Origin of the sequence: Thetidibacter halocola, from assembly GCF_018224955.1 — a bacterium.
GTDB lineage: Bacteria > Pseudomonadota > Alphaproteobacteria > Rhodobacterales > Rhodobacteraceae > Thetidibacter > Thetidibacter halocola.
Genome location: NZ_JAGTUU010000001.1, coordinates 813,310 through 835,695, shown reverse-complemented (window position 1 = coordinate 835,695; position 22,386 = coordinate 813,310). Strand labels below are relative to the sequence as shown.

Genomic DNA, 22,386 nt, shown 5'->3' with positions numbered 1-22,386 from the left:
GACCTAGTCGGGACCGTGCGGCCTTCCAGTGCCTTTGACGATGCGTCGCAGCGGGCGCGTCAGATCCCCAGCCGGTCGCGCAACGCGAACCAGGTCATGGCCAGCACCAGGAGTGGATTGCGCAACGCGACCCCGCCCGGAAAACGCGGCGTCGGCAACGCGGTAAAGGCATCAAAGCCCGCCGACTGGCCGCGCACCGCCTCGGCCAGCAGCTTGCCCGCCTGCACGGCATTGCCCACGCCGTGCCCGGAATAGCCCGAGGCCGACAGCACGTTGGCCGCGACCCGTTCCAGATGCGGCAGCCGTTTCATGGTGATGGCCAGCGTCCCGCCCCAGGCGTAGTCCAGCTTCACGTCCTTCAGATGCGGATAGACCTCCAGCATCGGCTTCGAGACCACCGCACGGATGTCGCGCGGGAACCGGTAGCCATAGCTCTCGCCACCACCGAACAACAGACGCCCGTCTTCGGACAGGCGGAAATAGTTTACGACGAACTTGTCGTCGGCCACTGCCACGTCGCGAGTCAGCACCTCGGCCGTGCGCGCGCCCAGAGGCTCTGTCGCGACGACGAAATTGTTGATCGGCATGACGCGCGAGGCCACGCGCGGCTCCAGCCCGCCGAGATATCCGTTGCAGGCCAGGATCAGGTGATCGGCCTCGACATGGCCGCTTTCGGTGGCCACCCGCACCTTGGCCCCGTGCCGGATGTCATGCACCCAGGCCTGTTCGAAAATCCGCGCCCCGGCCCCCGCCGCGGCCCGCGCAAGCCCCTGCGCCAGCCGCAGCGGATGCAGATGCCCCGCCCCCATGTCGAGGATGCCGCCGCGATAGGCGGGCGACGGGCACAGAGCGTGGAACGCCTCGCGCCCCAGCACCTCCATCGGGTAGTCGTAGTGCGTCGCCATGTGCCCGGCATAGTCATGCAACTCGCGCACCGAGGCCTCCGATGTCCCCGCCCAGGCGATCCCCGGCCGCAGCGCGCAGTCGATGCCGTGCCGGTTCGCAAGATCGCGCACCAGCGCCTTGGCCTCTTCGCCCAACCGCCACATGGTCTGCGCGGCATCGCGCCCGACCATCTTCTCCAGCGTCACCTGATCCTGCCGTTGGCCCGACCCCAGTTGCCCGCCATTGCGTCCCGAGGCGCCAAAACCGACGCGATGCGCCTCCAGCAGCACAACGTCCAGCCCAGCCTCGGCCAGGTGCAGCGCCGCCGACAGCCCGGTATAGCCGCCGCCCACGATGCAGACATCGGCCCGCTGCGCCCCCTTCAGGGGCGGGAAAGGCGACAGGTCATCGGCCGTCGCCGCATACCAGCTGTCTGGATAGTGCCCGCGCCGGTCGTTGGAAAACAGCAGATTCAAGACCGCGTCCTCGTTGCTTCTGGCCAAAAGTATCCCGGAAAGCGCGCGGGACAGAGCCCCTCGTCACCACCTCGCAAAGGCGATCAGACGTTCAGCAGCAGGTGCTCACGCTCCCACGGGCTGATGACCTGGAGGAATTCCTCGTACTCCGTGCGCTTCACGATGGAGTAGACGCGGGCGAACTCCGGCCCCAGCACCTCGTGCAGCGCCTTGGCGCCCTCGAACAACTCCAGCGCCTGGCCAAGGACCTGGGGAATGTCTCCCTCACCTTCATAGGCGTCGCCGCGGAACTGCTTGGACGGGCGGCGTTCCTCCATCAGGCCGAGATAGCCGCAGGCCAGCGAGGCGGCGATGCCGAGATAGGGGTTGCAATCCATCCCCGCCAGCCGGTTTTCCACGCGCCGGCTGTCCGGGCCAGAAATCGGGATCCGGATGCCCGTGGTGCGGTTGTCGCGGCCCCATTCGAGGTTGATTGGCGCGGCGTGGTCCCGGACGTAGCGGCGATAGGAATTCACATAGGGCGCCAGCACCGCGATGGCCGAGGGCAGGTGCGTCTGCAGCCCGCCGATGAAGTTGAAGAACGCATCGGTCTCGCCGCCCTGCGGGCCGACGAACAGGTTCCGCCCCGTCTCCTTGTCGATCACCGAATGGTGGATGTGCATGGCGCTGCCAGGCTCGTCCTCGATCGGTTTTGCCATGAAGGTGGCGAAACAGTCGTGCCGCAACGCCGCCTCGCGGATCAGCCGCTTGAAGTAGAACACCTCGTCGGCGAGCTTGACCGGGTTGCCGTGCCGCAGGTTAATCTCCAGTTGGCCCGCGCCGCCTTCCTGCGTGATCCCGTCGATCTCGAAGCCCTGCGCCTCGGCGAAATCGTAGATGTCGTCGATCACCGGGCCGAACTCGTCGACCGCCGTCATCGAATAGGCCTGCCGCGCTGCCGCCGGGCGGCCCGAACGGCCTACCATCGGCTCGATCTTCTTGGCCGGGTCGAGGTTGCGCGCGATCAGGTAGAATTCCATCTCGGGCGCCACGACCGGCTTCCAGCCCTGCGCCTCATACAGCGCCACGACGCGCTTCAGCACGTTGCGCGGGCTGTAGGGGATCAGGTTGCCGTGGCGGTCCTCGGCATCATGGATGATCTGCAGCGTCCAGTCCGCGGTCCAGGGCGCCGCCGTCGCGGTCGTGTAGTCGGGCCGCAGGATCATGTCCCGCTCGATGAAGCCCTCGTCCTCGTCGGCCGCCTCGCCCCAGTCGCCGGTGATCGTCTGGAAGAAGATCGAGTCGGGCAGGTGAAAATAGGCCTGGCGCTGGAATTTCGACGCGGGCACGGCCTTGCCCCGGGCGATGCCGGGCAGGTCCGAAATGATGCATTCCACCTCGTCGAGCCGCCGCCCCTCGAGATAGTCCTGAGCCGGTTGCGGCAGGTTCTGTATCCACTCACTCATGCGATCCGCCTTTCACGGAAGAAACGGGCGAACTGATCGCTGATCCCGGCGCTGTCCAGCGGCGTGCCCAGCGCCGCAAGCGCGTTGGTCAGGCGGTCGTCGGGCACGACGCCGCGACCGCGGGTCTCGATCAGCAGGCCCGCCACCTCGTCGGTGAACTCGGGATGAGCCTGCACGGTATAGATCTTGCCCGGATAGAGCAGCGCTGCATAGCGGCAGAAATCGCTTTCGCCCACCACCTCGGCGCCCTCGGGCTTTTCCACCACCTGGTCCTGGTGCCAGGCGTTCATCCGCAGCGGTGCGCCGTTGAAGTCGTATTCCGTCGGGCCAACCGACCAGCCGCCGCCGAACTTTTCGACCTTGCCACCCAGCGCCTGCGCGATGACCTGGTGGCCAAAGCAGACGCCGACCAGCGGCTTGTCCGCCGCGACGATGGCGCGGATGAAGTCCTCGAGCCGGGGGATCCAGGGCAGGTCGTCATAGGCGCCGTGCCGCGATCCGGTGATCAGCCAGCCGTCCGCCTCTTCCGCGCTGTCGGGAAAGACGCCGTCGACCACCGGCCAGAACTGCAGCTCGAAGCCATGCCGTCCCAGCAGGTTGGAGAACAGCGTGTCATAGTCGCCGGTCCTTTCGATCATGGCATCCGGCAGATGGCCTGCCTGGAGAATACCGATTTTCATGAAACACCTGTTTCGTTCTTGCTTCGGCCGAGGGGCGCCGCCCAGGACGGGCGGCCGCGCCGTCAGACCGTATCCAGATAGATGTCGATCCGTTCCTGCGGATCAAGCTCTTCCATGTAATGCCGTTCCTGGCGCTTGGTCATGACCATGTTGCGGATCAGGTCCGCGCCGAAGATGCGCGGCATCGTCGCGCTCTTTTCGAACGCGTCGATCGCGTCGCCCCATTCGGTCGGGATCTGCGGCAAGTCCTGCGCGTAGGCATTGCCGGTGATCGGCTCGGGCGGTTCCTTTCCGTCTTCGATCCCGGTCAGCGCGGCGCCGAGAATGGCGGCCAGCATCAGGTAGGGGTTCACGTCACCCCCGGCCACGCGATGCTCGATCCGCCGCGCCGCTGGCGCGCCCGACGGGATGCGGATCGCCGCCGTGCGGTTCTCGTAGGCCCAGCCGAGTCCGGTGGGGGCGTGCGAATCCGGCACCATCCGGTCGTAGGAATTCAGGTGCGGTGCAAAGATCAGCGTGCTGTCATGCATCGCGTTCAGGCAGCCGGCAACCGCGTGGCGCAGCGCGTCCGTGCCCTTGTTCCCGCCATCGTTGAAGATATTCCCGCCCGCGGAATCGAGGATCGAGAAATGCGTGTGCAGCCCGCTGCCGGCGTAATCCTGGTAGGGCTTGGCCATGAACGAGGCGGCGAATCCGTGCCGCCGCGCCAAGCCCTTGACCAGCATCTTGAACAGCCAGGCGTCATCCGCCGCCTTCAGCGCGTCGGGCTGGTGGACGAGGTTGATCTCGAACTGGCCCAGGCCCGCCTCGGAAATGGCGGTATCGGCGGGAATGTCCATCGCCTCGCAGGCATCGTAGAGGTCGGTAAAGAACGTGTCGAAGGCATCCAGCGCCCGGATCGACAGGATCTCGGCGGCCTTGCGGCGCTTGTTCGAGCGCGGGCTGATCGGCACCTGCAGGCTGCGGCCCGAATCGTCGATCAGGAAGAATTCCAGCTCGACCGCGACAACCGCGGTCAGCCCCTTGTCGCGATAGGCCTTCACCACCCGCGACAGCGCGTGGCGCGGATCGCCGTAATAGGGGCGGCCATCCTCGTGATACATCCAGATCGGCAGTAGCGCGGTCGGCGCCTCGAGCCAGGGCATCGGGACAAAGCCGCGCTCGGTGGGCATCAGCACGCCGTCGCGGTCGCCGGATTCATAGACCAGCGGGCTGTCGTCGATATCCTCGCCCCAGATGTCGAGGTTCAGCGCCGACATCGGAAACCGCGTGCCCTCGCTCAGCATCCGTTCGGCGGCGCGCGAGGGCATCCGCTTGCCCCGCGGGATTCCGTTCAGGTCGCAAGCGGCAGCACGGACGGTGCGCACGGCAGGATTGCGGCGCAACCATTCGATGGTAGGGGGGGGCATGAGGGCCTCACTTCTGGAATTTGATCAAATTCATAGCCCGGTGCGCCGTGGTTTGGCAAGGGGGGCCTCGGCTGCGGCAATGCCGCGCTTGCGCAACAGGATGCGTCATGGCGAAATTCCGGGCAAGTGCTGGCGAAAGGCCGCCCGATGACCCCCAAGCTGATCTCGACCCTGCCGGGATACTCCCGCGCCGACCTCGCAGCCGATGCGCTGGCGGGCATCACGGTTGCGATGGTGGCGCTGCCGCTGAGCATGGCTATCGCCATCGCCTCGGGCGCGACACCGGCGGATGGCCTGATCACGGCCATCGTCGGCGGCTTCCTGATCTCGGCGCTGGGCGGCAGCCGGGTGCAGATCGGCGGACCGACCGGCGCCTTCATCGTCGTAGTCTACGGCGTGATCGCGCAGCACGGCTATGACGGCCTCGTGCTGGCGACGCTGATGGCGGGGCTGATCCTGCTGCTGGCGGGGTTCCTGCGGGCGGGCAGCCTGATCCGTCTGGTCCCGGAACCGGTGATCAACGGCTTTACCATCGGGATCGCGATCATCATCGCCACGAGCCAGGTCAAGGACGCGCTGGGCCTGTCGATGGCCGAGGTCCCGGCCGAGTTCCTTGCCAAGATCGCGGCGCTCTGGGCGGCGCGAGACGGGCTGAGCCTTGAAAGCCTCGCGGTCGCCCTGCTGACCATGGTGCTGATCGTCGTCCTGCGCCGTGCCTTTCCCCGCTTTCCGGGGCTGATCGTGGCGGTGGCGCTGGGCTCGGCCGCGGCCGCCGCTCTGGGCGGGATCGACACGGTGGGCAGCCGGTTCGGTGAACTGCCGCGCACGTTGCCCCTGCCGCACCTGCCAGTGATCACGCTCGAACGGCTGAGCGACCTGCTGCCCTCGGCCCTGGTCATCGCCTTCCTCGCAGGGATCGAGTCGCTGCTTTCGGCCATGGTCGCCGACCGCATGATCGGCGACCGGCACAAGCCCAATGCCGAGATCCTGGCCCAGGGCGCGGCCAACGTCGCCTCGGCGCTGTTCGGGGGTCTGCCCGCCACGGGGGCCATCGCGCGCACCGCGACCAATGTCCGCGCCGGGGCGCGCACGCCGGTCGCAGGCCTCGTGCATGCGATGGCGATCCTGCTGGCGATGCTGGTCGCCGCGCCGCTGGCCGGGCAACTGGCGATGCCCGCGCTGGCGGGCCTGCTGATCCTGACCGCCTGGAACATGTCCGAGCCGCATCGCTGGGCCGAATATGCCCGCGCCCGGCCCGAGGACCGCCTCTTGCTGCTGCTCACGCTGGTGCTGACGGTGGTGGCCGACCTGACCGTGGCCATCGGGGTGGGCGTCGGCCTGGGCCTTGCCCTGCGCCTGCGCCGCCGCCAGGTGCCCGGTGCCGACTGGACCCCGCCCGACCGCTGAAGGCTTAGCGCAGAAGGGTGGGGCGAAAGGTCATCCGGGCGCGCGACGCCTGCGGCAGGTGCCGGTTCAGGTTCCGGTTCACCAGCCCGAACAGGCCGATGACGATCAGCGTCAGCAGGATGAAATACCCGGCAAGGATCGGGTAAGGCACGAACGGGTTGAAGGTCTTGTCGGCAAAGTAGCTGGCATAATACAGCGCGTCGCCACGTTGCTGCCAGGCCGGGAAGCCGCTGAAGTAGACCAGCGTCGTGGCGTGAAACAGGAAGATCGCCTCGTTCGTGTAGGCCGGCCAGGCCAGTCGCAGCATGGTGGGCCAGGTGATCCGGCGGAACTTGGTCCAGCCGGCAAAGCCATAGGCATCCGCCGCTTCCAGGTCGCCCCGCGGCACCGATTGCAGCGCCCCGTAGAAGATCTCGCCGGAATAGGCGGCGGTGTTCAGGAACAGCACGATCAGCGCGCCCAGCCAGGCCGCCGTGAACGGGTCGAAGATCGGCGAGACCGATTTCAGGGACAGGAACAGGAAATAGGCAAAGAAGAACTGGATGAAGAGCGGCGAGCCGCGGAACACGAAGATGAACCAGGCGCTCAGCTTTTGCACCGGCTTCAGGCGCGACGCCTTGCCCAATGCCACCGCCGTCGCCAGGAAGAACCCGGAAATCAGCGCCAGCGTGCCGAAATAGATGTTCCAGATCAGCCCAGAGCCGATCAGCACCACCTGCTGGCAGAGGGTGAAGTTGTCGCGGGGCAGCAGCCGTTCTCCGATCCCGATCGACCGCAGCCCGTAATCCGCGATGGTTTCCCAGCAGGACATCAGACCGCCTTCCTCTGGGCGTCGCCCGCCAGCGTGGCCTGGCCATGGGTCAACCGGCCCATGATGCGGTCCAGCACGATCTCGGACACCCGCGTGAAGGCCAGGTAGAAGATCAGCAGCGCCAGGAAATACCACACCCGCCAGTCGCCATGCGGATAATCGGTAAAGCGCGCCGTCTTGGCGCCGCCCAGTTCGCGCGCCCAGTAGACGATATCCTCGATCCCCAGCAGGAACAGCAGCGGGGTCGCCTTGATCAGCACCATCCACAGGTTGCTGAGGCCGGGCAGGGCATAGACCCACATCTGCGGCACGAGGATGCGCCAGAAGGTCTGTCGCGGGCTCATGCCATAGGCCTCGGCAGTTTCCAGCTGCGGATGGGGCACGGCCCGCATCGCGCCATACAGCACGTTGGCCGCGAAGGCGCCGAAGACGATGGCAAAGGTCAGCACCGCCAGCATGAAACCATAGGTCTCATGCACCCATTGCGCGGCGTTGCCCAGCGGCAGCTTGGCCTCGGGGCAGACGACGAAATCGCTGCCCTGCCGGATCGGCTGGTCCCAGTCGGGGCATTTCACCTTGTGTCGCGCCCATTCAAAGAACTGGTCCAGCGCGATCACGAAGAACAGGAAGAAGGCGATGTCAGGCACACCGCGCACCACGGCGATATAGCCCCGTCCCAGCCATTGCAGCGGCAGGAACCGCGACCGCGCCGCCGTCGCCCCGCCAAAGCCGAAGGCCAGCGCCGCTGGTGCCGTGATCGCCAGCAGCAGCAGCACGGTCCCCACCGACCAGTAGAGCGCCACGTGCTTACCCGTTGTCAGGTAGCACAACAGCCAGGAAAGGCCTGACAGGGTGGAGGGATCGGAACAGAAGCTGGCCATGCGCTGTGTCGGGCAGGGCGGGTTTCAGCCCGCCCGGCCCGGTCCGATCAGAACGTGGCGCCGATTTGCCACTTTTCGATGAGCGCGTTCAGCGATCCGTCATCCTTCATCGACTGGATGGCGGCGTCGAACTTGTCGCGCAGATCGTTGTCGGATTCGCGCAGGCCCATGCCCACGCCACCGCCGATCAGCACGTCCTCGCCGACGAAGTCGAGCTCGGCGCTTTCTTCGGCGATCGGCGACAGGAAGGCCTTGTCGGCCAGGACCGCGTCGGCCTCACCGTTGCGCACGGCGGCGATGGTCTCGTCGGGCGAGGCGAATTCCACCAGCGTCGCGCCGCTGGAGGCGACGTAAGATGCCTGGATCGTGTTGGCCTGCGCCGCGATCACCGCGCCGGTCAGGTCAATCTCGCTGCCCTCCGCAGCCAGGAAGGCCGAGGGGTCGGGCTGGGTGTAGTTCTGGGTGAAATCGATCACGGCCTCGCGTTCTTCGGTGATCGACATGCCGGCGATGATGACGTCGTAGTTGCCGGACACGAGGTTCGGGATGATCGAGTCCCAGTCGTTGGTGACCCATTCGCAGGTCAGCTCGGCGCGCGCGCACAGCTCGTCGCCCAATTCGCGCTCGAACCCGTCGACTTCGCCCTTGTCGTTGAGGAAGTTGAACGGAGGATAGGCGCCCTCGGTTCCGAGGCGCACGACGGAGTGGCTGCCGGCAAGGGCGGCGCCCGCGGCAAGCGTCAGGACGGTGGTGGTCAGGATCAGTTTCTTCATATGGTGTCTCCCATTCGGTCCGCGCCTCTTCCGGGCGCGTCTGATTTCGGAACGCTTATGGGATTCCGCGGCAAGCGCAAGGGGGCCGCCACGTCAGCCATGGGTGGTCGAGCGCAGGAACCCCTGCAAACGCTCGGATTTCGGGCTGCCGAACAGCTGGTCTGGCGCGCCCTGTTCCTCGATCAGGCCCTGGTGCAGAAAGACGACATGGTCGGATACGTCCGCCGCCATCTTCATGTCATGGGTCACGATCAGCATGGTGCGCCCTTCCTCGGCCAGCGCCTTGATGACGCGCACCACCTCTTGTTCCAGTTCGGGGTCAAGCGCGCTGGTCGGCTCGTCGAACAGCAGCGCCTCGGGCTCCATGCACAGGGCGCGGGCGATGGCTGCGCGCTGCTGCTGGCCGCCCGACAGTTGCGCCGGCCAGGCGTCGGCCTTGTCGCCGATCCCCACCTTGTCGAGATAGTGGCGCGCTTTTGCCTCGACCTCGTCGCGGTCGCGGCCCAACACCGTCACCGGCGCCTCCATCACGTTCTGAAGGATGGTCAGGTGGGACCACAGGTTGAACTGCTGGAACACCATCGACAGGTTTGTGCGGATGCGCAGAACCTGTTTCGGGTCGGCCGGGCGGCGGCCATGCCCGGTGCCATGCCATTTCACCGGCTCGCCCTTGAACAGGATGTCGCCTTGCTGGCTGTCCTCCAGCAGGTTGCAGCAGCGCAGGATGGTCGACTTGCCCGACCCTGACGATCCGATCAGCGACACCACGCAGCCCTTCGGCGCGGTGATGTCGACGCCCTTGATGACCTCGAGCGACCCGTAGGCCTTGTGCAGGTTGCGGATCTCGATCACGGGCGCGTCGGACATGGGGCCTCCGGTTTCAATCCGGCGCAGAATGACGCGAAGCGAGCGGGCAATGCAATCGCGAATGACCCTTGTCGCGTTTACCCTCGTTGCGACAGTGGTGGCGGCGTTTCGAGCGCGAGGAAATCCATCGGTTGGACCGGTACGACCCCGCGCAGGCCCAGTCGCATCCGCGTGGGCGCATCGAGTGCGTCGACGGCTTGCCGCATCGCCGCGAGCAGTTCGGCCGGATCATGCCGGAGCGCAGTGATATAGGGCATGGCGGGTGTGGGCTGTGTGCGCTCGATCTCGCGCAAGCATTGTGCCCCCGGATCGTAAAGCGACAACAGCCGCCAGGTCTGCGCGTCGATGGCCGCGATGTCGGCTCGCCCCTCCGCCACAGCCTTGACCGAGGCGGCATGCGCGCCGGTCAGCACCACCTCGGACGGCCGCGCGCCATGCGCCTGCGCTGCCTGCCATAACGCGGCATAGCCCGACTGGCTCAGCCGCTCGTTCACCGCCACCCGCGCAGCCAGCAGCACAGCCGGCGGCCGGTTGTCATCCTCGCGCGCGACCAGCACGGAATTGTATTGCCCGGGCGCACAGCCCGGCAGGCCGAAATCCGGGCTGCCGACAAGCGCCACCTGGCCGTGCAGCGCCGTCCGGTAGGGCAGGCTGCACGTCTGCGACAGCACCAGCACCGGCGAGCGCCACGCTTCCCACACTCCGATGAACCGATCGAGCCGGGGCGGCCCCCAGCACAGCGCCGCGCGGATCGCCTGCCAGAGCCGATCGTTGGCCTGCTGCAAGGGCGGCAGGTCATACATCGGCAGGCTGGCGATCATCCCCGCTCGACCCGCTGCCGCGCCAGCGCCGAATCGCGGTCGTTGATGCCCAGCAGGTTCGCCACCAGCCGCAACAGCGCATCCTCATGCGCCTCGCGCACGCCATCGGCCAGCGCGACCTGCCACAACGCCTCGATCACGCCGATGCGCGCCTCGTAGGGAACCGCATCCTTGATCGCGCGGGTGAACCGCACCGTATCAGGCGCCTCGGCCTCCAGCGCCTCGGCCTCGCCGCGCAACTTGGCCGCCTCGAAGGGCGACAGGGCATAGCGCGTGGCGGCGATCCGGTCGATCCGGTCGCGCTCGGCCTGGTCATAGGTTCCGTCCGACCGGGCGACGCGCACCAAAAGCGCGCAAAGCGCCAGGCGCGCGTCGGCATCGGGCAGGGGGGAGGGATCGGGCGCCGTCAGGCGCTTGATGAAATCGGCAAACATGAATGTCAGATAAGGCGTCCCGAGGGAAAAAGGAAACCCGTCCCGCGCGGCATTGGTTCAAATTCCCGCGTGGGCCGGCGATCTCAGGGGATCGACGCTGCCGCCCGCGCGGCCTCGCTGTCGGGGCGCGCCACGCCCAGCGTGTCCTCGACCAGCGCGACCAGCGCCTCTTCCTTCTCGTCGCTCACACCGTCCGCCATCACCACAGCCCAGAGCGCGCGGACCTTCTCGAGCCGGTGGTCGTAATCCACCGCCTCGCGGATGCGCCGGGCCATCTCGGTGTCGTCGTCGATATGAAGCGCCAGCCGCTCGCATTCAGCGCGCATCTTCGCCGCCTCCAGCGGTTTCAGCCGGTAGGCGCGGGCCAGGATGCGGTCGATCTGCTCGACTTCCTCGAACAGGTAGGCGCCATCGGCCAGCGCCACGCGCACCAGCAGCGTGCCGAGCGCATGCCGCGCGTCGGGCTCCGGCAGCGGGCGCTGCGGCGGGGCGGGATGGGTGAAGAATCGTTTCAGCCGCTCGAACAAGGCTGCCTCCCTTTTTTTTCCTTATTGTGGCCGTGCGCCGGGGCGCTGTCCACGGGGGAAACGGGTTTGAAAGAGACGCGTGAGGCGCTCGGCCTCGGGGCGCAGACCATAGGGCGGGTTCACGACGAACATGCCCGATCCGACCATCCGGTGCCCGGGCCGGACGGGGGGAAAGCGGACCTCATGGCGCAGCGCGTCCCCGTGCGCCTGTTCCAGCGCGCGCAGCATCGGCCCGTGCGGTTCGCCGTCGAGGATCGGATACCAGAGCATCACGATGCCGACGTTCCACGCCTTCGCGATCTGGCCGATGCGGGTGGGCATGGTGCGGTAATCGTCCTTCACCTCCCAGCTCGGGTCGATCAGCATCAGGCCGCGTTTCGGGTCGGGCGGGCAGAGGCTGGCTGCCAGGTCCATGCCGTCCTGCCGGTAGACGCGGATGTTGGGCGCGTGGGTCACCCGGCGCAGATGCGCGTATTCCTGCGGGTGCAGTTCGGCCAGGTGCAGCCGGTCGTCGCGGCGCAACAGGTGCTGCGCGATGAGCGGAGAGCCGGGATAGGCATTGGCCCCGTGTTTCGCCCGCGTCGCCGCCAGCGCCCGCATGTAGGGATGGTCGGCCGCAAAGGCATCGGCCAGCGCGCCGATCCCCTTGGACGCCTCGCCGGTCTTGGCCGCCTCCTCGCTGGTCAGGTCATAGAGGCCGCGCCCCGCATGGGTCTCGATATACGAGAGCGGCTTGTCCTTCTGCGTCAGATAGTCGAGCGCTACCGCCAGCAGCGCGTGCTTGTGCAGATCGGCGAGATTCCCGGCGTGATAGGCGTGTTGGTAGGACAGCATGGGTGGGATGTGGCAGGGGACGGGGCGAAGGGCAAGGGTCAGCGCGGTTTGATCGGTGCTTCAGACGCGCGGAATCAAGGCCGAAGGCCGCCGCGCGAGAGCCGACCCGCCCCCCGGGGCGGCTCTTTGGCTGCCGTTGGCTGAACGCTCCGAGGTCATCCGGGTCTGGCGGGCATAAAGCGCGCCGTTCAACGGGAGCAACCGCCACCCCGCGGGTCGGCTCTCGCGCGGCTGATTGCTCCAAATGAAAAAGATACTTTCCCGTAACATACGATTGTGGCAGCCTGTCTTTGGGTTAAGAAAAGTGCCTCTATGCTTACCGTTGACGACTTTGCAATCCCAGAAGTTCGTAAGGCAAAGATCAATTTGCCTAATTGGGAGATTAGACGAGGTCAGCATACGTTGACGCCAGCTTCAATGTCCTTTCGTTATCACGATGACTTTTCTCCAAGGTTGCACTGTGAGTTTTCTGATTTCCATGCTTTGGATATTTTTAATGATGTTTTTGACGGAGCGATCAAGTTTTCTACTAATGAACTGACAGAAGAATTTTTGTGTTTCAAGGCTCGGCTTTCTCTGGGATCAAATGGGCAAGCCGAGTTCGGCCCAATGCGGGAACCCTTCCTGTACGGAGAAGTCTCAAGTTATTCTCAGGCGCGGTGTGTTGTAGTCAATGGTCCTAATACGTTTTTTGAGAAACCAGGGTTAAGTTGGGAGTCGAGCGCCGGGCGTTTTGTTTACAAGGCATTCGATCAGGCGCGCGACTACTTTGAAAACAAGAAGGCTTATGCCTACGATAGGATACCTACGGGCGTTCTATCCCTAACGCCTGTCACGGAGGGTGAGGACGATAAGGCTCTATGGAAGCACTTTCATAGGGCAGCAAAAGTTTTGTCCTTCACTACTGGTGGCGGAGTGGCTGTCGGCCATGTAGAGGCTACGAACGGCGACGATGTTGCGTTTCGGATGTTGGGATTTTCTCGTTGCGATGGGTTCTTTCAGCCCAATAATTGGTTTGATCTGGAGGTTGTAAATGGGTTTTCGAGTTTTGCGGGGGCATTCCATCGATACTTAGAAGATGAGCCATCCACGCGACCTTTGACTTATTCTTTAGATTTTTATCGCGCCTCTAACGCTGCGCGATCGACTAGTCTAGAGTTGGCGATTGTGGCCTCCTATAGTAGCCTCGAGATATTAGTGCACTTTATTCTTCGTGAAAAAGCTGGCTGGTCGAAGGATCTTCTTAATAAAAATGCGTTTTCAGACAAGTTGCGGGCGGCAGCTGCATTCATTCATTTAGCTGTTGATCCGCTTGAGCATGCAAGCAATACGCAGGCCAAGCTTAAGTCATTCAGCGATAAGGACGGGTATGCAGCTTTGGCAGAGTGCCGGAATTCAATTGTTCACTCCGACAAGTCTTTTCGATTGACGGGCATAGAACTTGAGGAGACATGGAGAATGTCTCAATGGTTAGTGGAGATATTTAGCTTTTTTGTTGTTGGTTATCGTGGGTTGATGGCAGACCGTCGCCGTATGTCCGGATGGCGTGGTGAGGGGACAGGTTTGGTTCCTTTGCGATAAGTGGGCGCCTTACACCAACCGACTGACCTCTTTAGCCGCCCGCACAAAATCCCTGAACAAGGGATGCGGGTCAAACGGTTTCGACTTCAGCTCGGGGTGGAACTGCACGCCGATGAACCACGGGTGGTCGGGCCATTCCACGATCTCGGGCAGGCGGCCGTCCGGCGACATGCCGGAGAAACAAAGCCCGCCCTTTTCCAGTGCCTCACGATACTTGATGTCCACCTCGTAGCGGTGGCGGTGGCGTTCGTCGATGGCGAGCGTGCCATAGACCTCGGCGACCTTCGATCCCTCTTTCAGCACCGCGTCATAGGCGCCCAGGCGCATCGTGCCGCCCTTGTCGTCCTTGACCGAGCGGTTGACCCGCTGGTTGCCCTGCACCCATTCCTTGAGGTGGTAGACCACCGGCTCGAACCGCTTTTTCCCGGCCTCGTGGTCGAATTCCTCGGATCCGGCGCGGGTCACGCCGGCGACGTTGCGCGCCGCCTCGATCACCGCCATCTGCATGCCCAGGCAGATGCCCAGGTAGGGCACCTTGTGCTCGCGGGCGAACTGCGCCGCCTTGATCTTGCCTTCGGTGCCACGCTCGCCGAACCCGCCGGGGACGAGGATCGCGTCGAATTTCTCCAGATGCGGGGCCGGGTCCTCGCGTTCGAAGATCTCGGCATCGACCCAGTCGACGTTCACCTTGACGCGGTTGGCCATGCCGCCATGGGTCAGCGCCTCGGCGATAGACTTGTAGGCGTCTTCCAGCTGGACGTATTTGCCGACAATCGCGATGTTGACCTCGCCCTCGGGGTTGTGGATGCGGTCGCTCACGTCCTCCCACTTGGAGAGGTTCGGCTTGGGCGCCGGGGTGATCTGGAATGCGTCGAGGACGGCCTGGTCCAGCCCCTCGCGGTGATAGGCGAGCGGGGCATCGTAGATGGTCGAGAGGTCCTGCGCGGCGATCACGGCGTCGGGCCGCACGTTGCAGAACAGCGCCAGTTTCTCGCGCTCCTTCTGCGGGATCGGCCCTTCGGAGCGGCAGACGAGGATATCCGGCGCGATGCCGATCGAGCGGAGTTCCTTGACCGAGTGCTGCGTCGGCTTGGTCTTCAACTCGCCGCTGGCCTTGATGTAGGGCAGCAGCGTCAGATGCATGAAGATGCACTGGCCGCGCGGCTTGTCCTGTGAAAACTGGCGGATCGCCTCGAAGAAGGGCAGGCCCTCGATGTCGCCCACCGTGCCGCCGATCTCGCACAGCATGAAATCGACCTCGTCCTCGCCGATCGAGATGAAGTCCTTGATCTCGTTGGTGACGTGCGGGATCACCTGGATCGTCTTGCCCAGGTAGTCGCCGCGACGCTCCTTCTCGAGCACGTTCATGTAGATCCGGCCAGACGAGATCGAGTCGGTCTTGCGGGCGGGAACACCGGTGAAGCGTTCGTAATGGCCAAGGTCGAGGTCGGTTTCGGCGCCGTCATCGGTGACGAAGACCTCGCCATGCTCGAACGGGCTCATCGTGCCGGGGTCGACGTTCAGGTAGGGGTCGAGTTTCCGCAGCCGCACCGAGAAGCCGCGTGCCTGCAACAGCGCCCCCAGCGCCGCCGATGCCAGCCCCTTGCCCAGGGACGAGACCACGCCGCCGGTGATGAAGATGAATCGCGCCATGTCGCTGCCCCGTGATTGTCGTTTTGTTTCAGCCTGTTAATGGCCGTCCCGCCGCCCTTGCGGACCGCAGCATCACGGGGTTCGACCTTTACCGGATTCGCAAAATCTTGTCCAGCCGACCGCAAGATGCTGTTGCGGTCGGTCGGGCTGTCTCAAGTCTTTGTATGTCAGTCGGCGCGCGGCACCAGCGGCGTGTCGGAGTCCGTCGCTGCCGGCGGCGGCAGCAGCGCATCGGTGTCGATGGGCGCCGGGCCGTCCTGCGTCTCGGTGGCGCTGCCCGCGCCGATCCGGTCCATGACCGAGGTTCCCTCGGCATTGCGCGCCGAGATCACCGTCAGCGTCAGCGATATGGCCATGAAAGCCACGCCGAAGACCCAGGTGAGCTTGGTCAGCGCCGTCGCGGCCGAGCGTTGCGACATCGCCCCGCCACCGCCGCCCATGCCCAGGCCACCGCCCTCGGAACGCTGGAGAAGCACCACGCCGACGAGCGCGAGCGCGAGAAGAAGCAGGACGATGAGCAGAACGTTTTCCATGAAGGATCCGGCGGCTGAGGTCTGTCGATTTCGGCGGTATCTATGTCAGCGCGGGGTCGCGCGCAACCCGCCAATCCCGCGCTTGCGCGACCGCACGCGGATTGGCACAGTCGGATCATGCCCCATGACGATCACGATCACCCGCATTCCCTGCTGCCGCCGGACCCCGCCTTGCGGGTCAAGGCGCTGGAGTCGCTGCTCGAGGCCAAGGGTCTGATCGATCCTGGCGCGCTGGATGCGATCATCGACACCTACGCCCACAAGGTGGGGCCGAGGAATGGCGCGCAGGTGGTGGCGCGGGCCTGGAACGACCCGGAATTCCGCGCGAGGCTGATGGAGGATGCAACGGCGGCCTGCGCCGAGCTGGGATTCGCCGGGCGGCAGGGCGAACACCTTGTCGCGGTCGAGAATACGGCCGAGACGCACAACATGGTCGTCTGCACGCTGTGCTCCTGCTATCCGTGGCCGCTGCTCGGCATTCCGCCGGGCTGGTACAAGTCCGACGCTTACCGCGCGCGGGCGGTGCGCGAGCCGCGGCAGGTCTTGGCCGAGTTCGGCGTGCACTTGCCCGAGGACACGCGCGTGCATGTCTGGGATTCGACCGCCGAGATCCGCTATCTGGTGATCCCCGAACGGCCCGGGGGAACAGAGGGCTGGGATGCCGACAGGCTGGCCGCGCTGGTCACGCGGGATTCGATGATCGGCACCGGCCTTGCACGGGTGCCGGCATGACCCGGGTGCATGACATGGGCGGCCGGTTCGGCGATGGCCCAGTGCGGCCCGACCCCGAAGATGCGCCGGTCTTCGCCGAGGACTGGCACGGGCGGGCGCTGGCGGTGACGCTGGCGGCGGGGGCGCTGGGGCAATGGACGCTGGACCGCTCGCGCCATGCGCGCGAGTGCCTGTCGCCAAAGGATTACACCGCCTTCTCCTATTACGAGAAATGGCTGGGCGGGCTGGCCGCTCTGCTCGTCGAACAGGGCGTTGTGACGCGGGACGAACTGGCCGGGCGGGCCGAACCCGCGCCCTCGCCGTTGTCCGGGCGGCGTCTGCCGGTGGCGGCGGTGCCCCGGGTCCTGGCCTCGGGCGGGCCCACGGGGCGCGATGGGCCAACCCCACGGTTCGCCGTGGGCGACCGGGTGCGCGCCATGCGTCCTGCGCGCAATGTCGCGGTGCCGGGCGGCCATACGCGCCTGCCGGCCTATGCCGCGGGCGCGGTGGGCGAGGTCGTGCTGCTGCATGGCTGCCATGTCTTCCCCGACACCAACGCGCATGACATGGGCGAGGCGCCAGAGCCGCTGTATACCGTGCGGTTCGACGCGGGTGAGTTGTGGGGCGCGCCGGAGCGTGCGGGCGACACGGTCAGCTGCGACCTGTGGGAAAGCTACCTGGAGCCGGTTGCGTGACCGCCGCGCCCGAGCCGGTCTTTGAGGCGCCGTGGCACGCACAGGCCTTTGCACTGGCGGTGCACCTGAACGAACGCGGGCATTTCGGCTGGCCGGAATGGACCGAGGCGTTTGGCGCCGAACTGGCGCGGCGCGGGGCGACGCGGGCGCAGGATGGTGGCGACGACTATTTCCTTGCCTGGGTGGCGGCGCTGGAGACGCTGTGCCGCGACAAGGGCCTGGCCGAGGCCGAGGCGCTGTCGCGCCTGAAGGCGGCTTGGGAGGCGGCCTACCTCGCCACGCCCCACGGACATCCGGTGCGGCTAGCCGGGCAGGGCGGCTAGGCCCGCACACGGCCTGTTCTGCAGGTCAGGTCTCGTCCACGTCGTCCACGTCGGCCTGTCCCGACAGGCGCCGCCGGATGATCGACCAGCTGAGACCCACGCCCAGCACCAGCGACAGCGCCAGGATGCCGATCCAGGTGGCGAAACGCGGATCGCTCAGGTCGATCAGCCCGTAATCCCACAGCACCCAGAGGATCGTCCCCACCAGCGCCAGCACCAGGATCATCCCGAGGGGACCGATCGAGCGCAGCGTCGCGCGCAGGTAGATGATCCAGCCGATCAGCAGCAGCACGCCGAACAGCGCGGTCAGCGGCATCTGCGCCTGCCAGTTTGCCTCGGCCCAGCGGGCAAAGTTCACCGGCGTCGGGTTGTAGGTCACGCCAACCAGGAACAGGGCAAAGAGCCAGCGCAGGAAAAAGCTCATGGAACGGTCCTTTCGATTATCCGATCTGTGCCGGGTGACAGGGCGGCTGTCCAGCCGGTTGCGGCGAAAAGGGTGTTTCGCCCGCCCGGCAGGGCCGCTATACCGCGCGTGTTTGACAGCAGGACAGAGGCCGGAACATGGCAAACGTGGTGGTCGTGGGCGCCCAGTGGGGCGACGAGGGCAAGGGCAAGATCGTGGACTGGCTGAGCAGCCGGGCCGACGTGATCTGCCGCTTCCAGGGCGGGCACAATGCGGGCCACACGCTGGTGATCGACGGGGTTGTCTACAAGCTGCACGCGCTGCCCTCGGGCGTCGTCCGGTCCGGCAAGCTGTCGGTGATCGGCAATGGCGTGGTGCTGGACCCCTGGCACCTGGTCAAGGAGATCGAGACGATCCGCGCGCAGGGGGTCGAGATCACCCCCGAGACGCTGATGATCGCCGAGAACACGCCGCTGATCCTGCCGATCCATGGTGAACTGGACCGCGCCCGCGAAGAGGCCGCCAGCAAGGGCGCCAAGATCGGCACCACCGGGCGCGGCATCGGCCCGGCTTACGAGGACAAGGTGGGGCGCCGGTCCGTGCGTGTCGCGGACCTTGCCGACCGCCCGACGCTGGAGGCGCGGGTGGACCGGGCGCTGGCGCATCACGACGCGCTGCGGCGCGGCCTGGGACTGGAGCCGGTGGACCGCGCGGCCCTGATCGCGCAGCTCGAGGCGATTTCGGGCGAGATCCTGCAATATGCCGCGCCGGTCTGGAAGGTGCTGAACGAGCGTCGCCGCGCCGGTAGCCGGATCCTGTTCGAGGGCGCGCAGGGCGCGCTGCTGGACGTGGATTTCGGCACCTATCCCTTTGTCACCTCGTCCAACGTGATCGCCGGGCAGGCCGCCACCGGCACGGGCATCGGGCCGGGGGCGATCGACTTTGTCCTGGGGATCGTCAAGGCCTACACCACGCGCGTGGGCGAGGGGCCGTTCCCCAGCGAGCTGCACGATGCAGATGGCGAGCGGCTAGGCGCGCGCGGGCATGAATTCGGCACCACGACGGGGCGCAAGCGGCGCTGCGGCTGGTTCGACGCGGTGCTGGTGCGCCAGACCTGCGCGACCTCGGGCGTGAACGGCATCGCGCTGACCAAGCTGGACGTACTCGACGGGTTCGAGCGGCTCAAGATATGCGTCGGCTACGACCTCGACGGTCAGCGGCTGGATTACCTGCCCACCGCCGCCGACCAGCAGGCGCGCTGCGTCCCCGTCTACGAAGAAATGGAAGGCTGGGCCGAGTCGACCGAGGGCGCCCGCAGCTGGGCCGACCTGCCCGGCGCGGCGATCAAGTATGTTCGCCGGATCGAGGAATTGATCGGTTGCCCGGTGGCGCTGCTGTCGACGTCGCCGGAACGCGACGACACCATCCTTGTCACCGACCCCTTTGCGGACTAACTGCGCCGCATGGCTTTGAGTTACAAAACCCGAAAGCGCCTGTCGCTGCTGATCCTGCTGGTCGGCATGCCGCTGTATGTCGTGGCGGCCGTCACGGTCGTCAACTGGCTGGATCGTCCGCCGATCTGGCTGGAATTCGTCGTCTACGTGGCGCTGGGGTTCCTTTGGGCGATCCCGTTCCGCTTCATCTTTCGCGGCGTCGGCCAGGCCGATCCCGACCAGGGCAAGTGACGGCGGAGCGGCGCTGTTCCGGCTGCGCCGGAAGGCGCCCCGCCCGCCGTCCCATACAACGGCGCTCCACATGAAAAAGCGGCCCCGTCTGGGGCCGCCCTGCGTTGCGGTCGTTACCTGGCAGGTCAGCCGGCCTTGCGGTCCGGCTTGAAGCTGATCCGGTCGGACGCGGTGAAGCGGCCGCCGGTCGTCTTCTCGATCTTGCCCTCGCGCAGCAACTGGCCAAAGCTGCGCAGCCGATCCTCGCGGCTGAATTCCTGCTGCTCTGCCTGGCGCACGGTGGTCATCAGCTGCGGTCGCGAGAACTGGTCGCGGCCCTCGACGAAGGACATGTAAGCCGCCGCCGCCTCGAGCAGTTCGGGCAATTCGCGGGCGCCCACGCTTTCGGCGTAATCCGCGAAACCGCCATCGGCGCCCGGCAGGGGGGCCGGTTCCTCGGCCACGCTGACGCGGCGCGGGCGGACGGCAGCGTGCTGCGACTCGGCATCGGTCACGCGCTGTTCGGCGACCAGCTTCAGCGGAGCGGGGCGCTGGCTTTCGGTGGCGGGCCGCTCGGTGCGGACGGCGCCGGCGGTCTGCGGGCGGCGCGGGCGCACGACGCTGGCCAGATCCTCGCGATAGGGCTCGGTCTGTTCGGCGGCGTCGGGTTTGCGGCCCAGCAGCTTGTCGGCGCGGGTCGCGGCAACGGCGGCGCGCAGATGCGCGATCGCGCTGCGGCGGCGGTTGCCCTCGGGCTCTTCCAGCTGCGTGTTTGTCTGGTCGAGGATGCGGGAGGCATCGTCGTCCTCGACCTTGTTCTCGGTCAGCATGGCGCGGGCCGGGCTGGCCATTTTGACGGCCTTGCGGACGCTGTCCAGCGCGCCGGCGACGGTGCCGCGCGAGCCCGCACCCGTCTCTTCCGGGGCTTCCTGGCGCGGCAAGGGATTGTCGAGACGCAAAGGTGCGGCACGGTCGGCGGCTGCGTCCTCGTCCCAGTCGTCCCAATCGTCGTCGGACGTTGCGGCGTCGTCGGTTTCGGTCCCGGCGGCGGCAGGCGGCGCGATTTCTTCTTCGTCCTCATCCGCGTCGTCCCAGATGCCGGTCACGGCCTGCGGCGCGGCGTCATCCAGACTGTCCTCGTCTTCGTCCCAATCGTCGAGGCCGCTGTCGAGCTCGGCCTTCACGGCCTCGAGTTCGCGGGCCAGTTCATCTTCCTCGTCAGGCGACAGGCTGCCTTCGGCGGGCATGTCTTCGGCGGGTTCGATCCGGCCAGAGGCGATGGCCTGCTCGAACACCGCGCGCTTGACCTTGACAACGCGGGCACGCAGCGCCGGGCGGGCCGGGGCCTGCTCGGTCTCGGCGATGGCGGCGGGTTCTTCGGGCTGCGCCGGTGCCGCCTCGTCGATGACGTCTTCGGCCAGGGTTTTGTCCTCGGCCAGAGCCTCGTCCAGATCCTCGCCAATGGCGTCCTCGGCAAAGGCCCCGTCCTCGTCGAGGGCGTCCTCGGCCATTGCTTCGTCCTGACCCTCGGCGAGGGCAGCCTCGGCAAAGATCTCATCCTCGTCGATTGGCTCCTCGGCCAGGGCCTCGTCCTCGGCGAGGTCGAACGCATCGTCGTCCTCGGCCAGCAGGTCGTCCTCGTCGGTGACGCGCACGGTGTCGCCGAGCACGGACTCGAGTTCATCGTCCCACTCGGCATCGTCCCAGGCGTCATCCGGGTCTTCGGTCATTGCAGGCGCGGTGGTGGCGACGGGCTCGGCCGGTTCCTCGTCCTCCTCGACGGAGGACAGCAGCGACCCGGCGATCAGTGCGTCAAGTTCGTCGTCGAGATCGTCCGCCGGCTCTGCCCTGGCCTGTGCCTCCGGCATCGCCTCGGCAGGCGACGCCTGGCCCATGCCCTCGAGCATCGCGGTCAGGGCGGCGCTGTCAAAATCGGCGTCCTCGGCGGCTTCGACCGCGTCATCGTCGATGGCGGCCTGCTCTGCGGCTGGCTGCTCGGAGACCACGTCGCGAATGCGTTGCAGTCGGGCGGCGATGCTGTCGGGCTCGGCGGGGCGCGGAGCAGGCGCGATCCCAGCCGAGGCAGGCGTTTCGGCCTGCGGTTCGATGATTTCTGGTTCGGCGGCATTGGGCGCCTCTGCCACGATCACCGGTTCTTCCGCGGCCTCTGTGGCGGCCTCTGCGGCTTCTCGGGCGGCGGTTTCCAGCACGCTGTCATCGGGCAGGGTATCCTGCGCCTCGGGTGCGACCGGTTCGGGGGCGCGGCGCGCCGGCCCGGCGGTCAGCGCGGCGGCGAGCGCCCCGGCGGATGCGGCGCTCACCGCGGGCCGCAGGGTCAGCTTGCCACCCTGTTCCTCGGCTGCGATCTGGGCGCGCATCAGCTCTCCGGCCATCTCGGGGTCGAATTGCGGTGGTTCGGCGCCAAAGAACCGGTCCTCTCGGATGACGCTTCTAAAGAAATGCGTGGTATCCTTCACCACGGCCAACGGATCCTCGAACCCTTCCGCCGTGCAGGAAAAGGTGCCGTAGGAGACCGTGAGGATCTTGCTCGAACTGACCATGGGACTGCTCAC

The 22,386-nt window shown here is 66.4% G+C and carries 23 protein-coding genes; 7 read left to right on the top strand and 16 right to left on the bottom strand.

Annotated elements, in window-relative coordinates:
* Positions 1 to 59: 59 nt before the first annotated feature.
* The 4 genes from KB874_RS03740 to KB874_RS03725 all read right to left on the bottom strand — a co-directional run bounded on the left by KB874_RS03740 (position 60) and on the right by KB874_RS03725 (position 4,895).
* Positions 60 to 1,361 (bottom strand): NAD(P)/FAD-dependent oxidoreductase, encoded by a 1,302-nt coding sequence (locus KB874_RS03740; RefSeq protein WP_212535189.1) that lies wholly within the window; start codon positions 1,359 to 1,361, stop codon positions 60 to 62.
* A gap of 83 nt (positions 1,362 to 1,444) precedes the next feature.
* Positions 1,445 to 2,806 carry a glutamine synthetase family protein gene (locus KB874_RS03735; protein WP_212535188.1) on the bottom strand — a complete coding sequence of 454 codons (1,362 nt, stop codon included), beginning with the start codon at positions 2,804 to 2,806 and terminating at the stop codon, positions 1,445 to 1,447.
* Positions 2,803 to 3,486, bottom strand: coding sequence for a type 1 glutamine amidotransferase (locus KB874_RS03730; RefSeq protein ID WP_212535187.1), 684 nt, complete (start codon positions 3,484 to 3,486; stop codon positions 2,803 to 2,805). The genes KB874_RS03735 and KB874_RS03730 overlap by 4 nt, the downstream gene beginning before the upstream one ends.
* Positions 3,487 to 3,548: 62 nt before the next feature.
* The gene (locus KB874_RS03725) at positions 3,549 to 4,895 is read right to left on the bottom strand and encodes a glutamine synthetase family protein (protein ID WP_212535186.1); all 1,347 of its coding nucleotides are present in this window, start codon (positions 4,893 to 4,895) and stop codon (positions 3,549 to 3,551) included.
* 147 nt (positions 4,896 to 5,042) lie between these two features.
* Here KB874_RS03725 and KB874_RS03720 point away from each other — a divergent pair, with 147 nt between their 5' ends.
* The gene (locus tag KB874_RS03720; protein WP_212535185.1) at positions 5,043 to 6,302 is read left to right on the top strand and encodes a SulP family inorganic anion transporter; all 1,260 of its coding nucleotides are present in this window, start codon (positions 5,043 to 5,045) and stop codon (positions 6,300 to 6,302) included.
* 4 nt (positions 6,303 to 6,306) lie between these two features.
* Here the strand turns inward: KB874_RS03720 and KB874_RS03715 are convergent, their stop codons facing one another.
* The 8 genes from KB874_RS03715 to KB874_RS03680 form a co-directional block, all read right to left on the bottom strand.
* On the bottom strand, positions 6,307 to 7,113 hold the full coding sequence (locus tag KB874_RS03715; protein ID WP_212535184.1) for an ABC transporter permease: 807 nt from the start codon (positions 7,111 to 7,113) through the stop codon (positions 6,307 to 6,309).
* The gene (locus tag KB874_RS03710) at positions 7,113 to 7,994 is read right to left on the bottom strand and encodes an ABC transporter permease (protein ID WP_212535183.1); all 882 of its coding nucleotides are present in this window, start codon (positions 7,992 to 7,994) and stop codon (positions 7,113 to 7,115) included. The genes KB874_RS03715 and KB874_RS03710 overlap by 1 nt, the downstream gene beginning before the upstream one ends.
* A 47-nt stretch (positions 7,995 to 8,041) precedes the next feature.
* Positions 8,042 to 8,767 carry a transporter substrate-binding domain-containing protein gene (locus KB874_RS03705; protein WP_212535182.1) on the bottom strand — a complete coding sequence of 242 codons (726 nt, stop codon included), beginning with the start codon at positions 8,765 to 8,767 and terminating at the stop codon, positions 8,042 to 8,044.
* A gap of 93 nt (positions 8,768 to 8,860) precedes the next feature.
* Positions 8,861 to 9,634, bottom strand: a complete 774-nt coding sequence (locus KB874_RS03700; RefSeq protein WP_212535181.1) for an ABC transporter ATP-binding protein — start codon at positions 9,632 to 9,634, stop codon at positions 8,861 to 8,863.
* Between the two features lie 77 nt (positions 9,635 to 9,711).
* Positions 9,712 to 10,455, bottom strand: coding sequence for a phosphate/phosphite/phosphonate ABC transporter substrate-binding protein (locus tag KB874_RS03695; RefSeq protein ID WP_212535180.1), 744 nt, complete (start codon positions 10,453 to 10,455; stop codon positions 9,712 to 9,714).
* Positions 10,452 to 10,889: a tellurite resistance TerB family protein gene (locus KB874_RS03690; RefSeq protein ID WP_212535179.1), complete on the bottom strand. Its 438-nt coding sequence runs from the start codon at positions 10,887 to 10,889 to the stop codon at positions 10,452 to 10,454. Before KB874_RS03690 ends, KB874_RS03695 begins: the two co-directional genes overlap by 4 nt.
* A gap of 83 nt (positions 10,890 to 10,972) precedes the next feature.
* Complete coding sequence (locus tag KB874_RS03685) at positions 10,973 to 11,416, bottom strand: tellurite resistance TerB family protein (protein ID WP_212535178.1); 444 nt, start codon at positions 11,414 to 11,416, stop codon at positions 10,973 to 10,975.
* A gap of 21 nt (positions 11,417 to 11,437) precedes the next feature.
* Positions 11,438 to 12,250, bottom strand: a complete 813-nt coding sequence (locus KB874_RS03680) for a 23S rRNA (adenine(2030)-N(6))-methyltransferase RlmJ (RefSeq protein WP_212535177.1) — start codon at positions 12,248 to 12,250, stop codon at positions 11,438 to 11,440.
* Positions 12,251 to 12,562: 312 nt separating this feature from the next.
* Between KB874_RS03680 and KB874_RS03675 the strand changes: the two genes are divergently transcribed.
* Complete coding sequence (locus KB874_RS03675; RefSeq protein ID WP_212535176.1) at positions 12,563 to 13,831, top strand: hypothetical protein; 1,269 nt, start codon at positions 12,563 to 12,565, stop codon at positions 13,829 to 13,831.
* Positions 13,832 to 13,840: 9 nt separating this feature from the next.
* Here the strand turns inward: KB874_RS03675 and pyrG are convergent, their stop codons facing one another.
* Both pyrG and secG read right to left on the bottom strand, forming a co-directional pair.
* Positions 13,841 to 15,484, bottom strand: a complete 1,644-nt coding sequence (gene pyrG, locus KB874_RS03670) for a CTP synthase (RefSeq protein ID WP_212535175.1) — start codon at positions 15,482 to 15,484, stop codon at positions 13,841 to 13,843.
* A 167-nt stretch (positions 15,485 to 15,651) separates the two neighbouring features.
* The gene (gene secG / locus KB874_RS03665) at positions 15,652 to 16,017 is read right to left on the bottom strand and encodes a preprotein translocase subunit SecG (protein ID WP_212535174.1); all 366 of its coding nucleotides are present in this window, start codon (positions 16,015 to 16,017) and stop codon (positions 15,652 to 15,654) included.
* 117 nt (positions 16,018 to 16,134) lie between these two features.
* Between secG and nthA the strand changes: the two genes are divergently transcribed.
* Genes nthA through KB874_RS03650 form a run of 3 tightly spaced genes read left to right on the top strand, consistent with a single transcriptional unit; the run spans position 16,135 to position 17,746 of the window.
* Complete coding sequence (gene nthA, locus KB874_RS03660) at positions 16,135 to 16,749, top strand: nitrile hydratase subunit alpha (RefSeq protein ID WP_212535173.1); 615 nt, start codon at positions 16,135 to 16,137, stop codon at positions 16,747 to 16,749.
* Positions 16,746 to 17,423: a nitrile hydratase subunit beta gene (gene nthB, locus KB874_RS03655; protein WP_212535172.1), complete on the top strand. Its 678-nt coding sequence runs from the start codon at positions 16,746 to 16,748 to the stop codon at positions 17,421 to 17,423. Before nthA ends, nthB begins: the two co-directional genes overlap by 4 nt.
* On the top strand, positions 17,420 to 17,746 hold the full coding sequence (locus tag KB874_RS03650; RefSeq protein WP_346346501.1) for a nitrile hydratase accessory protein: 327 nt from the start codon (positions 17,420 to 17,422) through the stop codon (positions 17,744 to 17,746). The genes nthB and KB874_RS03650 overlap by 4 nt, the downstream gene beginning before the upstream one ends.
* 25 nt (positions 17,747 to 17,771) lie before the next feature.
* On the opposite strand, the gene KB874_RS03645 is transcribed toward KB874_RS03650, so the two are convergent.
* Positions 17,772 to 18,170, bottom strand: a complete 399-nt coding sequence (locus KB874_RS03645; protein ID WP_212535170.1) for a DUF6524 family protein — start codon at positions 18,168 to 18,170, stop codon at positions 17,772 to 17,774.
* A gap of 137 nt (positions 18,171 to 18,307) precedes the next feature.
* Between KB874_RS03645 and KB874_RS03640 the strand changes: the two genes are divergently transcribed.
* Positions 18,308 to 19,603 carry an adenylosuccinate synthase gene (locus KB874_RS03640; RefSeq protein WP_212535169.1) on the top strand — a complete coding sequence of 432 codons (1,296 nt, stop codon included), beginning with the start codon at positions 18,308 to 18,310 and terminating at the stop codon, positions 19,601 to 19,603.
* A gap of 9 nt (positions 19,604 to 19,612) precedes the next feature.
* Positions 19,613 to 19,834: a DUF2842 domain-containing protein gene (locus KB874_RS03635; RefSeq protein WP_212535168.1), complete on the top strand. Its 222-nt coding sequence runs from the start codon at positions 19,613 to 19,615 to the stop codon at positions 19,832 to 19,834.
* A 125-nt stretch (positions 19,835 to 19,959) separates the two neighbouring features.
* Here KB874_RS03635 and KB874_RS03630 read toward each other — a convergent pair whose 3' ends face one another.
* Positions 19,960 to 22,374, bottom strand: a complete 2,415-nt coding sequence (locus KB874_RS03630) for a prolipoprotein diacylglyceryl transferase (protein WP_212535167.1) — start codon at positions 22,372 to 22,374, stop codon at positions 19,960 to 19,962.
* Positions 22,375 to 22,386: the final 12 nt, after the last annotated feature.

Excerpts from the sequence above, each read along its gene's own strand:
- nthA (WP_212535173.1), top strand. The coding sequence starts at position 16,135 with ATGCCCCATGACGATCACGATCACCCGCATTCCCTGCTGCCGCCGGAC.
- KB874_RS03720 (WP_212535185.1), top strand. The coding sequence starts at position 5,043 with ATGACCCCCAAGCTGATCTCGACCCTGCCGGGATACTCCCGCGCCGAC.
- KB874_RS03635 (WP_212535168.1), top strand. The coding sequence starts at position 19,613 with ATGGCTTTGAGTTACAAAACCCGAAAGCGCCTGTCGCTGCTGATCCTG.
- KB874_RS03705 (WP_212535182.1), bottom strand. The coding sequence starts at position 8,767 with ATGAAGAAACTGATCCTGACCACCACCGTCCTGACGCTTGCCGCGGGC.
- KB874_RS03675 (WP_212535176.1), top strand. The coding sequence starts at position 12,563 with ATGCTTACCGTTGACGACTTTGCAATCCCAGAAGTTCGTAAGGCAAAG.
- KB874_RS03680 (WP_212535177.1), bottom strand. The coding sequence starts at position 12,250 with ATGCTGTCCTACCAACACGCCTATCACGCCGGGAATCTCGCCGATCTG.
- KB874_RS03640 (WP_212535169.1), top strand. The coding sequence starts at position 18,308 with ATGGCAAACGTGGTGGTCGTGGGCGCCCAGTGGGGCGACGAGGGCAAG.
- KB874_RS03730 (WP_212535187.1), bottom strand. The coding sequence starts at position 3,486 with ATGAAAATCGGTATTCTCCAGGCAGGCCATCTGCCGGATGCCATGATC.
- KB874_RS03735 (WP_212535188.1), bottom strand. The coding sequence starts at position 2,806 with ATGAGTGAGTGGATACAGAACCTGCCGCAACCGGCTCAGGACTATCTC.
- pyrG (WP_212535175.1), bottom strand. The coding sequence starts at position 15,484 with ATGGCGCGATTCATCTTCATCACCGGCGGCGTGGTCTCGTCCCTGGGC.
- nthB (WP_212535172.1), top strand. The coding sequence starts at position 16,746 with ATGACCCGGGTGCATGACATGGGCGGCCGGTTCGGCGATGGCCCAGTG.
- KB874_RS03645 (WP_212535170.1), bottom strand. The coding sequence starts at position 18,170 with ATGAGCTTTTTCCTGCGCTGGCTCTTTGCCCTGTTCCTGGTTGGCGTG.
- secG (WP_212535174.1), bottom strand. The coding sequence starts at position 16,017 with ATGGAAAACGTTCTGCTCATCGTCCTGCTTCTTCTCGCGCTCGCGCTC.
- KB874_RS03690 (WP_212535179.1), bottom strand. The coding sequence starts at position 10,889 with ATGTTTGCCGATTTCATCAAGCGCCTGACGGCGCCCGATCCCTCCCCC.
- KB874_RS03700 (WP_212535181.1), bottom strand. The coding sequence starts at position 9,634 with ATGTCCGACGCGCCCGTGATCGAGATCCGCAACCTGCACAAGGCCTAC.
- KB874_RS03725 (WP_212535186.1), bottom strand. The coding sequence starts at position 4,895 with ATGCCCCCCCCTACCATCGAATGGTTGCGCCGCAATCCTGCCGTGCGC.
- KB874_RS03630 (WP_212535167.1), bottom strand. The coding sequence starts at position 22,374 with ATGGTCAGTTCGAGCAAGATCCTCACGGTCTCCTACGGCACCTTTTCC.
- KB874_RS03710 (WP_212535183.1), bottom strand. The coding sequence starts at position 7,994 with ATGGCCAGCTTCTGTTCCGATCCCTCCACCCTGTCAGGCCTTTCCTGG.
- KB874_RS03715 (WP_212535184.1), bottom strand. The coding sequence starts at position 7,113 with ATGTCCTGCTGGGAAACCATCGCGGATTACGGGCTGCGGTCGATCGGG.
- KB874_RS03695 (WP_212535180.1), bottom strand. The coding sequence starts at position 10,455 with ATGATCGCCAGCCTGCCGATGTATGACCTGCCGCCCTTGCAGCAGGCC.